Raw genomic sequence first — 13,358 nt, forward strand, 5'->3', positions numbered from 1 at the left:
CCTACCCTCGCAGCACCGCCCCCAGTTTTGCCGCAGCCGCGACCACCTTGTCGGCAATCGCCTTCAACTCCGCGTCGGCAAAGCTTTTTTCCACCGGCTGCAATTCGACCTCGACCGCAAGGCTGACCTGGCCTTCGGGCACGCCCTGACCGGCAAAGCGGTCGAACAGCCGCGCCTCGACGATGTTCGCCTTGTCGGCGGCGCGGATCGCACGCACCAGATCGGCAGCGGCCAGCGTCGCGGGGGCGAGGAAGGCGAAGTCGCGGCGCACCGATTGCAGGGCGGGCGGCGTGAAGGCCGCGCGGGCGGGTCCGCTCGCGCGCTTCGCGGGGATTGCATCGAGGAAAATCTGCACCGCCATCACCGGCCCGTCGACGTCGAAACCGCGGGTCAGCGCCGGGTGGAGCGCGCCGAATTCGGCGAGCACAGCCTTGGGCCCGAGGCGCAGCGTCGCCGACTGGCCCGGATGCCAGATTTGCCCGGCCGCGACGGGCTCCATCACCTGCAGCCGGTCGGCGGGGGCGCCGGCGGCTTCGAGCAGCGCCAGCGCCGCCGCCTTGGCGTCGAACGCGTCGAAGGGTGCGGGCTTGCCCGCCTGCCAGCCGCGCGCGCTCCTGTCGCCCGCCATCAGCACGGCGAGCGTCGGACGTTCGGCGTCGGCAAGATAACGGCGGCCGATCTCGAACAGCCGGATGCTGTCCGCGCCGCGATGCTGGTTGCGCTGTGCCGCGGCGAGCAGGCCGGGGAGCAGCGACGGGCGCATGACCTTCAAATCCTCGCTGATCGGGTTGGCGAGCGTCCAGGTGCCGCCGCCGAAGGGCGCGGCGTCGCGTTCGCTGACGAACGACCAGGTGACCGCTTCGTGGAAGCCTGACGAGGCCGCGGCGCGGCGCAGGCGGCGTTCGAGCAGCTGGTCGGCGGTCGCGGTCGGCTTCGCAACCCCGTCGCTGCGCGGCAGCGGGGTCGACGGGATCGCGTCGAAGCCGTGGATGCGCGTGACTTCCTCGACCACGTCGGCGGCGCCGTCCATATCGCGGCGCCAGCTCGGCACCGCGACCTGCCAATGCGTGCCCTGTTCGATGATACCGAAGCCAAGCGCGGCGAGAATGTCGCGCTGGCGCTCGGCATCGATGGCGATGCCGCCCAGCGTTTCAGCGCGGGCCGGATCATAATCGATATGGTGCGTCCCGACCGGCGGCGTGCCGGCGCGGGTGATCGCCGAAGGCGTGCCGCCGCAAATCGCGAGGACATGGCCGGTGACGATCGCCGTCGCATCGTCGAGGAAGGCGGGATCGACGCCGCGTTCGAAGCGGCTCCGCGCGTCGCTGGTCAGGCCGAGCGCCTGCCCGGTGAGCGCGATGCGCTCGGGCGTAAAATAAGCGATTTCGATCAGGACGTCGGTCGTCGTCTCGCTGCACCCGCTATGTTCGCCGCCCATGATGCCCGCGATGTCGTGGACGCCGCTGTCGTCGGCGATCACCGTCATCGTGTCCGCGAGCACATAATCCTTGCCGTTGAGCGCGGTGACCGTCTCGCCATCCTTTGCGCGCCGTGCGACGAGCGCGCCATCGAGCTTGGCACGGTCATAGATATGGCTCGGGCGGCCGAGGTCGAACATCACATAGTTGCTGATGTCGACGAGCGCCGAGATCGAACGCTGGCCGATCGCTTCCAGCCGGCGGCGCATCCATTCGGGGGCCGTGCCGTTGGTGACGCCGCCGATCGTGCGGCCGTAGAAGGCGGGACAGCCCTCGGGATCGTCGGTCCGGATTTCGGTCGCCGGCGCGCCTTCGCCGGCGATCGTCGGGACGTCGAGCGGCTTTAATGTGCCGAGCCCGGCGGCGGCGAGGTCGCGGGCGATGCCGCGTACGCCCATACAGTCCTGCCGGTTCGGGGTGATCGAGATGTCGATCACCGGATCGCCAGCGCCCGAATAGTCGGCGAAAGCGGTGCCGACGGGTGCGTCGGCGGGCAATTCGATGATGCCGTCATGATCGTCGCCGAGTTCGAGCTCGCGCGTTGAACACATCATGCCGTTCGATTCGACGCCGCGCACCGCCGCGACCTTCAGCTCCATGCCGTTCGCCGGCACGACCGCGCCCGGCAGCCCGAGCACGCCGACGAGGCCGGCGCGCGCGTTCGGGGCGCCGCAGACGACGGTGAGCGGGGCGCCCCCATTCACCTCTGGGCCGCTGTCGACGGTCAGCACCTGCAGCTTGTCGGCCTGCGGATGCTTCTCGGCGGTGAGCACCTTGGCGACGCGGAAGCCCGCGAGCTTTTCGGCCGGATTTTCGACGCCTTCGACCTCGTGGCCGATACGGTTGAGGGTCGCGACGACGTCCTCGACGGCGAAATCGCCGTCGAGATGTTCGCGGAGCCAGTCGAGGGTGATCTTCATGCCGAAATCCCCCCGCTCAGCGTCGGGACCGACAGCGCGCCGAACCCGTAATGCGCCAGCCAGCGGAGATCGCCGTCGAAGAAGGCGCGGAGGTCGTCCATGCCATATTTGAGCATCGCCAGCCGGTCGATGCCGGCGCCGAAAGCAAAGCCCTGCCATTCGTCGGGATCGAGCCCGCAATTGGCGATGACGCGGCGATTTACCATGCCGCTGCCGAGCAGTTCCATCCACGCATGGCCTTCGTCGTCGCCGTTGCCGCCGACGATGCGGCGGCCCTTTTCCTGTTTATAGCCGACGTCGACCTCCGCCGAGGGTTCGGTGAAGGGGAAATAGGAGGGGCGCAGGCGCAGGACGATGTCGTCGCGCTCGAAATATGCCTTGAGGAAGGTTTCGAGCGTCCATTTGAGGTGGCCCATATGGATGCCGCGATCGATCACCAGCCCTTCGACCTGATGGAACATCGGCGTGTGCGTCGCGTCGCTGTCGCTGCGATAGACGCGGCCCGGCGCGATGATGCGGATCGGCGGCTCCTGCGCCATCATCGTGCGGATCTGCACCGGCGAGGTGTGGGTGCGCAGCAGCATCGCGCGGCCCTCGGCATCGTTCATCTGCGCCGGGAAATAGAAAGTGTCGTGCATCGCGCGCGCCGGATGCGTTTCGGGGATGTTGAGCGCGGTGAAGTTGCGCCAGTCGTCCTCGATTTCGGGGCCGGTCGCGACCGCGAAGCCCATGTCGGCGAAGATTTCGGCGAGCTCGTCCATCACCTGGCTCACCGGATGGACGCTGCCGAGCGGCCTTGCGTCGGCGGGCAGCGTCATGTCGAGCCGTTCGGCCGCGAGCTTCGTTTCGAGCGCCGCGCCTTCGAGCGCTGCCTTGCGCGTCGCCAGCGCCGCGGTCACCGCCTCGCGCAGGCCGTGGATCGCGGGACCCTGCGCCTGACGTTCCTCGGGGCTCATCCCGCCGAGCGTCTTCAAGAGCGCGGTGATGCTGCCGGCTTTCCCGAGCGCGCCGACGCGCAGCGCCTCGATCGCGTCGAGGTCGGCGGCGGCCGCTATGTCGGCCACGAGCCGGGCCTGCATCGCCTGAAGTTCGCTCATCGTCGTTCGTCCTGCTCCGGCGCGCCTGTGGCTGCCGGCCTGTCTGTTTCGTTATTGCCGGATACGGCGGCTGCCCGCGCGCGCCCGCCCGCCGCTTGCACCGAAGACGCGGCGCCGGTCAAGCCTCCAAGCTGGCCTGAGGGCTAGTCCGCCGGCTTGTGCAGCCCCTGCACGGCTGCTCCCGCCGCCGCGGCGCGCGCGAAAGCAGCGGCACCGAGGATCGGTTTGGGGCGTGCCGCATAGGCCCGCGGGCTCATCCCCATGAAACGGCGGAAGTCGCGGGTGAATTGCGCCTGATCATAATATTGGTGGTCGAGGGTATCGATCCACGCCATCGACGGGTCGAGCATGAAGCGCCCCAGCGACCGCAGGAAGCGCTGGCGTCGCAACAGCAATTTGGGAGGGAAGCCGAAGGCGCGATGGCTGAGGCGCTCGACCGTCCGTTCGGAGAGCGCGAGCTTCGCCGCGAGATCGGCGACGCTGGCCAGATCGTCGTCGACGAGCGCGCGATGCGCCGCGACGATCGCGGGGTCGTCGCGCGGCGCTCCCGCGAGCAGGCCGACCAGATGGCCATCGATCAGCGCGGCGGCGGCATCGACATCGTTGATGCGCGGCAACGCGTCGGTCAGCGGCGCGAAGGCGGCGAAAGCAGGGTGCGCCGCGCCGTCGCAAAACCGGTCGGCAAGTTCGGCGGCCGGGAGCGCGAAATATTTCGCCCAGCCGGCGGGCAGGATACCGACCCCCCACGCGCGCATGTTGCCTGCCGCGAAATAGCTCGCCTTGCTCGTCGGGCCTGTCGCGACGAAGGGCGGGGCGGGCACTGCCGGGGCGCCACCGACCCCGGCGAGCGGCGCCTCGCCATCGATGAAGCGCATGTTCGCCCATTCGGGATGCAGATAATCCTCGACCCGTGTTCCGGCGGGAAGGGTGATCTCGGTCAGATATATGGTGCTGACATAGGGCTTCAGCGCTTCGGACAGCGGGAAGAAACGCGTCACGATCCGCGCGCCGGCGTCCTCTCCCGGATTCTGGATCGCGTCCTTCATGACGTCCATGCTTGCGGCGCCTCGCGCAAAAAAACAATAACCTAAGGCACCTTCGTGTCGGGTTCTTACAATTCTTGTCATGATTGCGACGGCATATGTCACCCCATCGGCGCGCTGCCCCGTGTAGAGCGTCAGGGAAACTTCCGCCGGCCGCAAGCTTTCTGCGACCCACGGCAACCGGTTCGGAGGGAGGGGGGCGATGTTCGCATCGTCGGAACGGCGCGAGGGCCTGGCCTTCGCGCCGTTCCTGTTTTTCGCTCCCGCTGGCGTTCGGCTCGCCGCGTCCGTTGCACGGACCGGCAGCATGCTATTTGGTGCGGCCCCGTCCGATGCGGCACGGGTGGCTTGCTGTTCGACAGGAGCCTCTCATGTCCAAGCTTTCCGGCTTGCCCGCCGCGCTGTTCCTTGGCTGTGCAGCCGTGTCTGCCGTCCCTGCCGTACAGGCGCAGGCCCCGGCTGCTTCGTGGACCGCCGGTACCAAAGTTTACGACCAGAATGGCGAAGAGGTTGGCCAGATTGTCAAAGTGGTCGGCGACAGGATCGCGGTCGGGATCGGCGCCAGCGGCCTCGTGGTACCGAAGGACGCTTTCGTGACGACCCCGAAAGGTCCGGCGCTGAAGGCGTCAAAAGACAAAATTGTCGCGGTGCTGAAGCAGGCCGAGGCCGACGCCGCGGCGGTCGACGGGGCGTTGAAGCCAGGGGCGGAGGTTCGCAGCGCCGATGGAGCCGCCGTGCTTGCTACGGTCAAGTCGATCGCGCCGCAAGGGGCAGTGCTGGCCACCAAGGACGGCAATATCACGATGCCGCGCGCCGCATTTTTCCTGTCGAAGAAAGGCTTGGCGGTGAAGGTGAACGAGAAGCAGTTCGTCGACGGGGTCAGGGCGGCACGCGCAGGGAAGCAGGGCGGATGAGACGCCTCGCGCGGGACCGTCAACGAAAAAGGGCGGCCCCGCAGGACCGCCCTTGTTTCTTTGTTTCGGCTGGAAAGCGTCAGGCTGCCTTGGGCAGCGCCGCCTTCGCCTGGGCGATGATCGCGGTGAACACGCCGCCTTCGTTCATCGCGAGGTCGGCCATGACCTTCCGGTCGAGTTCGATCCCGGCGAGCTTCACGCCGTGCATGAACTGCGAATAGGTCAGGCCCTCGGCGCGGACCGCGGCGTTGATGCGCTGGATCCAGAGCGCGCGGAAGCTCCGCTTCTTTACCTTGCGGTCGCGGTAAGCATATTGGCCGGCCTTTTCGACCGCCTGCTTGGCGACGCGGATGGTGTTCTTGCGACGGCCATAATAGCCCTTCGCCTGGTCCAGGATCCGCTTGTGCTTGGCGTGCGTGGTAACGCCGCGTTTGATGCGTGACATGGTCTAGCGCTCCTTACTTCAGGCCGTAGGGCGCCCAGAGGCGCACATGGGCCGCGTCCGAATCGCTGAGCACGCTGGTGCCGCGGTTGGTGCGGATATATTTCGAGTTATGCGAAATCAGGCGGTGGCGCTTGCCGGCGACGCCGTGCTTCACCTTGCCCGAGGCGGTGAATTTGAAGCGTTTCTTCACACCGCTCTTGGTCTTCATCTTGGGCATTTTGGTCTCCTTTTGAAGTCCGTTTGCGTATCGGCCTGGCAGCCCTTTCAGCCAGCCGGTACAATCGGAAGCGGCGCGCCTAGACGGATTCGCCCGGAATTGCAAGCGCCGGAGGCTTAAAAGCTCGCCCCGTCGACCTTCTGGATATTCAGCGCGTCGAGATCGGCGGCGGGGACGCAGCGCAGGTTGACCGCCGCCATCTTCGCGCCGTCGGGGCCGGTGCCGACCGAAAAGCTCTGGCAGCCGCAGGTGGCGCAGAATTGATGGTCGATGTTGTGCTTGTTGAACTTGTACGACGCGAGGCTGTCGGCGCCGCTGTCGAGCCGGAAATGGTCGATCGGAACGAAGGTCAAAAGAAAACCCTTGCGGCGGCAGTGCGAGCAGTTGCAGCTCATCGCCTCGCCCGGAATGTCGCCCTCGACCGTGTAGCTCACCGCGCCGCAGTGACAGCTTCCCTCATAAGCCATGGCGTCGTCCTTCCTTGCGATCAGTGGTTGCAGGCGAGTCCTTCGATAACGTCCTCGAGCCGCGCGGGATCCCCGAGCGCGATGACATGGCCCGCACTGTCGGCATTCAGCGGATCGCCGTTCCAGTCGCACATCGTTCCGCCCGCCCCCTCGACGACCGGCACCAGCGCGGCGAAATCATGAAGTTTCAGCCCCGCCTCGACGACCATGTCGATATGGCCGCTGGCGAGCAGCCCGTAATTATAGCAGTCGCCGCCGAAGACCATGCGCTTGTGCGAGGTCTTCGCGGCGAGCGCCATGAAATGCTCGCCGTCGTGATCGCTGAAATATTGCGGCCCGGTGGTCGCGAGCACCGCCTCGCCGAGCGTCCTGCAGCTCCGCGTGCGGACCGGCCGGCCGTTGAACAAAGTCGGCTGCCCGACGGCGCCGACCCAGCGTTCGCCGGCGATCGGCTGGTCGATGATGCCGAGCACCGGCCAGCCGTCCTGGAGCAGCGCGATCAGCGTGCCGAAGATCGGGCGCCCGGCCATGAAGCTGACGGTGCCGTCGATCGGGTCGAGCACCCATTGGCGGCTCGCCTCGGTGCGCTCGGCGCCATATTCCTCGCCGATGATGCCGTCGCGCGGCGCTTCGGCGTCGAGCAGGCGGCGCATCGCGGCTTCGGCGGCGCGGTCGGCCTCGGTCACCGGCGAGGCGTCGGCCTTGGCTTCGTGGGCCCAGGCCGAGCGGAACAGCGGACGGATCGCGGCGCCCGCCGCATCGGCGAGGCGATGGGCGAGGGCGATGTCGGATTCGAGGGTCATGCGATCAGTCGAACAGCGACGAGACGCTCGATTCGTCGGCGATGCGCTTGATCGCCTCACCGAGCAGGGGCGCGACGGTCAGCGCGCGCACCTTGTTGCTGTCGTTGACCGCGTCGGTCGGCTGGATCGAATCGGTGATGACGAGTTCGGTCAGCTCGCTGGCATCGACGCGCGCCACCGCGCCCCCAGACAGGACGCCATGGGTGCAATAGGCAACGACGCCCTCGGCGCCCGCCGCCTTCAGGGCCGCGGCGGCGTTGCACAGCGTGCCCGCCGAATCGACGATATCGTCGATCAGGATGCAGAAGCGGCCCGACACGTCGCCGATGATGTTCATCACCTCGGATTCGCCGGCGCGTTCGCGGCGCTTGTCGACGATCGCGAGCGGGGCGTTGTCGAGGCGCTTGGCCAGCGCGCGGGCGCGCACCACGCCGCCGACGTCGGGCGACACGACCATCAGATTCTTGTCGCCGAAGCGCGCCTGGATGTCGGCGCTCATCACCGGCGCGGCATAAAGATTGTCGGTCGGGATGTCGAAGAAGCCCTGAATCTGCCCGGCGTGGAGATCGATCGCGAGGACGCGGTCGGCGCCCGAAGTGGTGATCAGATTGGCGACGAGCTTGGCCGAGATCGGGGTGCGCGGACCGGGTTTGCGGTCCTGACGGGCATAGCCGAAATAGGGGATGACCGCGGTGATGCGCTTCGCCGAGGCGCGGCGCAGCGCGTCGGTGAGGATCAAGAGCTCCATCAGATTGTCGTTCGCGGGGAAGTTCGTCGGCTGGACGATGAAGACGTCCTGACCGCGGACATTTTCGTGAATTTCGACGAAGACTTCCTCGTCGGCGAAGCGGCGCACGCTGGTGTCAGTGAGCGGCAGTTCGAGATAGTCCGCGATCGCGCGGGCCAGCGGCAGGTTGCTGTTGCCGGAGATGAGTTTCATGGGGTGCGAAGCCCTTTCGCGCGGGGTGGGATTGCGGGCCCCCTTAGCCAGCGGGCGCGGATAGGGGAAGGCCAATCTTCAGCCTGATTGTCCGTCCGTCACGCCGGTCGTTGCAATCGCCGCCCACGGGCGTATGGCTCGCGCCATGACTGCTGCCGATACGCTCACCATCGTTCTGGCCCAAATGACGCAGGCGGTCGGCGATCTTGCCGCCAATGCCGACGCGATGCGCAGCGTCCGGGCGCGGCACGGGCAAGCCGACCTGATCCTCTATCCCGAGCTGCAACTGATCGGTTATCCGCCCGAGGATCTGGTGCTCAAACCCGCGCTCGCCGAGCGCGCGGCAAAGCTGCTCGCCGAACTCGCCGCCGAGACCGCCGATGGCGGTCCGGCGATGCTCGTCGGGTCGGTAGAACGGGAGGGCGATGCCCTTTACAATATCGTCGCGCTGCTCGACGGCGGAAAGATCGTCGCGACGCGGCGCAAGCACGAACTCCCCAATTACGGCACCTTCGACGAAAAGCGCGTCTTCGCTCCGGGGCCGCTGCCTGACGTCGTCGAATGGCGCGGCGTCAGGCTGGGGCTGCCGATCTGCGAGGACGGCTGGCTGCCGACGGTGTGCAAGCATCTGGCCGATCAAGGGGCCGAACTTCTGATCTCGGTCAACGGCAGCCCATACGAGATCGACAAGGACGACCGCCGCCTGACACAGGTGTTCCGCAGCCGCGTCGACGAGACGAACCTGCCGCTGATTTTCCTCAACCGCATCGGCGGGCAGGACGAGCTGGTGTTCGACGGCTGCTCGTTCGTCCTCAACGACGACGGTCAGGCGGCGCATCGGTTGATCGACTGGGACGCCGAAGAGCGGGTCACGCGCTGGACGAACGGGGGCGATGGACGCTGGGTGTGCGACCCCGGCACGATCGTCGAATGGGAGGCGCATCCCGCCGATATCTATAGCGCGATGATCGTCAGCCTGCGCGACTATGTCGAACGCAACCGCTTTCCCGGCGTCGTGCTCGGCCTGTCGGGCGGGATCGATTCGGCGATCTGCGCAGCGATTGCCGCCGATGCGCTCGGCCCCGACAAGGTCTGGTGCGTGATGCTGCCCAGCCGCTTTACCAGTCGGGAAAGCCTCGACGACGCGGCCGGCTGCGCCGCGATGATCGGCTGCAAGCTCGATACGATCCCGATCGTTCCCGCGGTCGAGGCGTTCGACGCGATGCTCGCGGGCAGCTTTGCCGACCGCGACGTCGATATCACCGAGGAAAATGTCCAGTCGCGCATCCGCGGCGTCACGTTGATGGCACTCAGCAACAAATTCGGTCCGATGCTGCTGACGACCGGCAACAAGAGCGAGATGAGCGTCGGTTACGCGACCATCTATGGCGACATGGCGGGCGGCTATAATCCGCTCAAGGACGCGTACAAGATGACCGTCTTCGCGCTCGCCGAATGGCGCAACGCGAATATCCCGCGCCTGTCGCGCAACCCCGTGACGCCGGTGATGCCGGCGAACATCGTCACCAAGCCGCCGAGCGCCGAGCTGCGCCCCGACCAGAAGGACGAGGACAGCCTGCCGCCTTATGCCGATCTCGACCGCATGCTCCACATGCTCGTCGAGGAGGAAGCGAGCGTCGACGATGTGGTGGCGAAATATGGTTTCGACCGCGACGCGGTGGTGCGGATCGAGCGCTTGCTGATGCTCGCCGAATATAAGCGTCGACAGGCGCCGCCAGGGGTCAAGCTGTCGACGCGCAATTTCGGACGCGACCGGCGCTATCCGATCACGCACGGGTTCCGGACGGGGTAGAAGGAGAAGGCGATGCGATTGCCGGGGCCGAAAGCGCCGCCCGAACGCGCCGGGTCGTTTCTCGAGCTGCTGCGGATCACCGTCGCGATCCTGATCCTCATCCACGGCGTCTACCGGCTTGCCGCCGGCCTCGTCGCGCCGTTCGGGGCGTGGCTCGACAGCCTCGGCTTTCCCTTCGGCTATGGCTGGGCGCTGGCGGTGACGCTGTACGAACTCGCTGGCCCCGCGCTGATGCTGGCGCGGCGCTGGACCAGCTTCGCCGCGCTCGGCCATGCCGCGATCCTGACGCTCGGCATGATCCTCGTCCACTGGCCTGCGGGCTGGTTCGTCGTCGGCGGCGGACGCAACGGGATGGAATATAGCGTGTTGCTGATCGTCGCGCTGCTCGGCATCGCCTGGGCCTATTGGCCGGTGCGGCAGGGCCGGACCGGATAGTTATCGCCATGCCGCCCTTCCTGCGGCTATAGGCGCGCGCCATGACCGTCACGACCCGCTTCGCCCCCTCGCCGACCGGCAGCCTGCATGTCGGCAACGTCCGCACCGCGCTCCACAACTGGCTGTGGGCGCGGAAACATGGCGGCCGCTTCCTGCTGCGCATCGACGACACCGACCTCGGGCGGTCGAAAGAGGAATATGTCGAGGGCATCCGCGCCGACCTGGGCTGGCTGGGGCTCGACGTCGATGGCGAGGAAAGGCAATCGGCGCGCTTCGATCTGTACGAGGCCGAATTTGCGAAGCTGCAGGCGGCGGGGCGTGTCTATGCCTGTTACGAGACGCCCGAGGAACTCGACATCCGCCGCAAGATATTGCTGTCGCGCGGGCTGCCGCCGGTTTACGAACGCAAGCCCGACGGGGCGCCGGTTCCCGACGGCATCGCACCGCACTGGCGCTTCCGGCTCGATCATGACGCTCCGATCGAATGGACCGATATGGTTCGTGGGCCGCAGCATTTCGATCCAAAGACCATGTCCGATCCCGTCGTCCGCCGCGCCGACGGCAGCTGGCTTTATCTGTTGCCGAGCGTGATCGACGATATCGCGATGGGGATCAGCCATGTGGTGCGCGGCGAGGATCATGTGTCGAACACCGCGGCGCAGATCCAGATGTTCGACGCTCTCGGCGCGACACCGCCCGCTTTCACGCACGAGGCGCTGCTCGTCGGCACCGAAGGCAAATTGTCGAAGCGGCTCGGTTCGCTCGGCATGGCGAGCCTGCGCGAGGAGGGCATCGAGCCGATCGCGCTCGTCGCGCTGCTCGCGCGACTGGGGACGAGCGATCCGGTCGAGCCGGTGACCGATGTCGCCCCGCTGGTCGAGGGCATCGATTTCGCACGCTTCGGCCGCGCTCCCGCGCGTTTCGACGAGGCCGAGCTGGCACTGCTCAATCAGAAGATATTGCACCACACCGGCCATGCGGCGGTCGCCGACCGCTTGCCCGCCGCGATCACGCCCGCGCGCTGGGAAGCGATCCGGCCGAATCTGGCGACGGTCGCCGAAGCGGGCGAGTGGGTCGCGGTGTTCGACGGGCCCTTTACGCCCCCGGCCGCGGAGGCGGCCGACCGGCCAGTGCTCGCCGCGGCGGCCGAGGCGGCGCCTGGCATCGACTGGGGCGCCGACCCTTGGCACGCGCTGACCGGCGCGGTGAAGGAAGCCACCGGCGCCAAGGGCCGCGCGTTGTTCCTGCCGCTGCGCCGCGCGCTGACCGGGCGCGATCATGGTCCCGATATGGGCGAACTGCTGCCGTTGATCGACAAGGATCAGGCGGTGGCGCGGCTTTCCGCCGGCTAGGAAGGCGCGGCGAAACGGCGAGCGGGTTTGCCGATCTCCTCGCTTGACAATATTAGTGACGTTATATTATCTCATTGCCATGGCCTGGCCGATAGTGGCGGTCGATACGCCGCGGGGCCGGGTCTTTTAGGCAAGGAGAGATGCCATGACCCTGATTCCGCTGCTTTCGGCGCTGGCTTCGGCGCCGCTTGAGGACACCGCGCCCGCGGGCGCCGCCGCGCTCCTGCCCCGCGAAAGCTATGGGGCCGGCAACCGCCATCGCCCCGTCGCGGCGCTGCTGGCCGTCGGCCTGCCCGCCGCGCTGGTCGTCGCAGTCGCGCTGTCGCCGATGATCATCAAGGAACCGCCGCGCACGGCGGACAAGCCCTGGACGACCATTTTCCTGCCGAAGCCCGACAAGCCCGAGCCGCCGAAGCCCAGAGCCGAGCCGCAGACGCCGCCGAGGACTTCGCAGCCGACCGAAACGGTCGACCCCCTCGTCGATACGACGCCGATCCGCGATGTCTTCGTCGATAAGGGACCGGTCGTGATCGATCCGCGGCCCTTGCCGCCGGGCCCTCCCGTTTCGGTCGATCCCCCGGCCCCGCCGAAGCTGGTGCTCGCACAGCTCGACTCGCGCTATGCGGGATCGTTCCAGCCCGAATATCCGGCGCGCGAGCAGCGTGGCGGGATCGAGGGCGCGGTGACGGTGCGGGTGCTGATCGGCACCGACGGGCGCGTGAAGGCGGTCGAACAGGTGAGCGGCGGCAATCCCGCCTTCTTCGAAGCGACGAAGCGGCGCGCGCTGGCCAAATGGCGGTTCAAACCCGCGACGCGCGGCGGGGTCGCCGAGGAAAGCTGGAAGGAAATGACCGTGCGCTTCGAGATCAGGAACGGCTGACCCCGTCTTCGAGACCCCTCCCGGGCGGGCGGCCGGGTGCCGTCCGCCCGCTCCTTTTGCTTGACAGGAGCGCCGAATCCGGTCAGAGGCGCGCGGATATCGGGGGCGGCGCCTGCGCGCGGCCCTCTATGTTTTTTCAGAGCAGCAGCCGGGGCCCGCGTCCCGCCGCATCGTCCGCCCCGGCGGCAGGTGCGAAGATTTTTCGAGGAACAGGGCCATGGCCAAGCCGACGACCGTCAAGATCAAGCTGGTGAGCACCGCCGACACGGGCTTTTTCTATGTGACGAAAAAGAACCCCCGCACGATGACCGAAAAAATGTCGGTGCGGAAGTACGACCCGCGTGCGCGCAAGCACGTCGAGTTCAAGGAAGCCAAGATCAAGTGACGTATCGACCCGTTCAGCAACGCTGAACGGTTTGGCGATGCGTCATCCCCGCGAAGGCGGGGATCCAGAAGGGCGGCGATTGCGCCGCCCTTTTTCGTGCGTGGCGAATGAGGGAGTCGGGTGGGAAGCGGACGTTACCTCCCCCGCTTTCGTCATCCCGGACTTGATC

General features: G+C 67.2%; 14 protein-coding genes. 6 read left to right on the top strand and 8 right to left on the bottom strand.

Annotated elements, in window-relative coordinates:
- Nucleotide 1: 1 nt before the first annotated feature.
- From pheT to V6U71_RS20310, 3 genes are all read right to left on the bottom strand, one after another.
- Complete coding sequence (gene pheT / locus V6U71_RS20300) at nt 2-2,398, bottom strand: phenylalanine--tRNA ligase subunit beta (RefSeq protein ID WP_411340105.1); 2,397 nt, start codon at nt 2,396-2,398, stop codon at nt 2-4.
- The gene (pheS, locus tag V6U71_RS20305; protein ID WP_411340106.1) at nt 2,395-3,495 is read right to left on the bottom strand and encodes a phenylalanine--tRNA ligase subunit alpha; all 1,101 of its coding nucleotides are present in this window, start codon (nt 3,493-3,495) and stop codon (nt 2,395-2,397) included. Before pheS ends, pheT begins: the two co-directional genes overlap by 4 nt.
- A 143-nt stretch (nt 3,496-3,638) precedes the next feature.
- The gene (locus V6U71_RS20310) at nt 3,639-4,550 is read right to left on the bottom strand and encodes a helix-turn-helix domain-containing protein (protein ID WP_411340107.1); all 912 of its coding nucleotides are present in this window, start codon (nt 4,548-4,550) and stop codon (nt 3,639-3,641) included.
- Between the two features lie 359 nt (nt 4,551-4,909).
- On the opposite strand from V6U71_RS20310, the gene V6U71_RS20315 reads away from it, so the two are divergent.
- Nucleotides 4,910-5,452: a hypothetical protein gene (locus tag V6U71_RS20315; protein WP_411340108.1), complete on the top strand. Its 543-nt coding sequence runs from the start codon at nt 4,910-4,912 to the stop codon at nt 5,450-5,452.
- Nucleotides 5,453-5,531: 79 nt separating this feature from the next.
- Here V6U71_RS20315 and rplT read toward each other — a convergent pair whose 3' ends face one another.
- The 5 genes from rplT to V6U71_RS20340 form a co-directional block, all read right to left on the bottom strand.
- Nucleotides 5,532-5,897, bottom strand: a complete 366-nt coding sequence (gene rplT / locus V6U71_RS20320) for a 50S ribosomal protein L20 (protein ID WP_054589714.1) — start codon at nt 5,895-5,897, stop codon at nt 5,532-5,534.
- Between the two features lie 13 nt (nt 5,898-5,910).
- Nucleotides 5,911-6,114, bottom strand: a complete 204-nt coding sequence (gene rpmI, locus V6U71_RS20325) for a 50S ribosomal protein L35 (RefSeq protein WP_037555449.1) — start codon at nt 6,112-6,114, stop codon at nt 5,911-5,913.
- 116 nt (nt 6,115-6,230) lie between these two features.
- Nucleotides 6,231-6,581 carry a GFA family protein gene (locus tag V6U71_RS20330; protein ID WP_411340109.1) on the bottom strand — a complete coding sequence of 117 codons (351 nt, stop codon included), beginning with the start codon at nt 6,579-6,581 and terminating at the stop codon, nt 6,231-6,233.
- Between the two features lie 20 nt (nt 6,582-6,601).
- Nucleotides 6,602-7,384 carry a histidinol-phosphatase gene (gene hisN / locus V6U71_RS20335; RefSeq protein WP_054732155.1) on the bottom strand — a complete coding sequence of 261 codons (783 nt, stop codon included), beginning with the start codon at nt 7,382-7,384 and terminating at the stop codon, nt 6,602-6,604.
- Nucleotides 7,385-7,388: 4 nt separating this feature from the next.
- Complete coding sequence (locus V6U71_RS20340; protein ID WP_054589717.1) at nt 7,389-8,324, bottom strand: ribose-phosphate pyrophosphokinase; 936 nt, start codon at nt 8,322-8,324, stop codon at nt 7,389-7,391.
- A gap of 145 nt (nt 8,325-8,469) precedes the next feature.
- On the opposite strand from V6U71_RS20340, the gene V6U71_RS20345 reads away from it, so the two are divergent.
- From V6U71_RS20345 to rpmG, 5 genes are all read left to right on the top strand, one after another.
- Nucleotides 8,470-10,137 carry an NAD+ synthase gene (locus V6U71_RS20345; RefSeq protein WP_411340110.1) on the top strand — a complete coding sequence of 556 codons (1,668 nt, stop codon included), beginning with the start codon at nt 8,470-8,472 and terminating at the stop codon, nt 10,135-10,137.
- Between the two features lie 12 nt (nt 10,138-10,149).
- Nucleotides 10,150-10,572, top strand: coding sequence for a DoxX family protein (locus V6U71_RS20350; RefSeq protein ID WP_411340111.1), 423 nt, complete (start codon nt 10,150-10,152; stop codon nt 10,570-10,572).
- A gap of 41 nt (nt 10,573-10,613) precedes the next feature.
- Nucleotides 10,614-11,924: a glutamate--tRNA ligase gene (locus tag V6U71_RS20355; protein ID WP_411340112.1), complete on the top strand. Its 1,311-nt coding sequence runs from the start codon at nt 10,614-10,616 to the stop codon at nt 11,922-11,924.
- A 145-nt stretch (nt 11,925-12,069) separates the two neighbouring features.
- On the top strand, nt 12,070-12,804 hold the full coding sequence (locus V6U71_RS20360) for an energy transducer TonB (protein WP_411340113.1): 735 nt from the start codon (nt 12,070-12,072) through the stop codon (nt 12,802-12,804).
- 217 nt (nt 12,805-13,021) lie between these two features.
- Nucleotides 13,022-13,189, top strand: a complete 168-nt coding sequence (rpmG, locus tag V6U71_RS20365) for a 50S ribosomal protein L33 (protein WP_003042331.1) — start codon at nt 13,022-13,024, stop codon at nt 13,187-13,189.
- Nucleotides 13,190-13,358: the final 169 nt, after the last annotated feature.

The sequence above is a fragment of the Sphingopyxis sp. J-6 genome (genome assembly GCF_046603995.1).
In the GTDB taxonomy this organism is placed as follows: Bacteria; Pseudomonadota; Alphaproteobacteria; order Sphingomonadales; family Sphingomonadaceae; genus Sphingopyxis.